Here is a 397-nt window from a genome sequence, read left to right as displayed (position 1 = left end):
TCATCTGGCACATCGGCAACCGGCACATTCCGGCCGAGATCGGTGCGGACGCAATCTGGATCGCCGACGATCACGTACTCGCTGCGATGGTGAGGGGCCTCGGCGGCACCGCGGTCCACGTGGAGCGGCCCTTCCAACCCGCAGGCGGCGCGTACACGGGCGGCCACGAGCATGGCCACCACCACCAGTCCCATGCTGGTAGTTGAAATGCCGGACGCGGCCCGGCTGCTCGCCCGGCGACAGCCAAGCCATCAGGGCACCACCCCCACCCCTGACCCCTACCCGCAAGGGGGAGGGGAAAGCGTCCGTCTGAACTTTCGGAGCCACGCCCATGAGTTTCGGGCTCGATGAGGATCGAACCGCGATCCGCGAGATGGCCCTCGGCTTCGCGGCCGAG

1 pseudogene is annotated in these 397 nt (G+C 68.3%); it reads left to right on the top strand.

Going from position 1 to position 397, the window contains the following annotated elements:
* Positions 1-206, top strand: a pseudogene (locus MKK63_RS31570) (urease accessory protein UreE); the annotation flags it as partial.
* Positions 207-397: the final 191 nt, after the last annotated feature.

Origin of the sequence: Methylobacterium sp. J-088 (assembly GCF_022829295.1) — a bacterium.
Lineage (GTDB): Bacteria > Pseudomonadota > Alphaproteobacteria > Rhizobiales > Beijerinckiaceae > Methylobacterium.
Note: the sequence above shows the minus strand (reverse complement) of the source record. Positions and strands in the feature narration are given on the sequence as shown.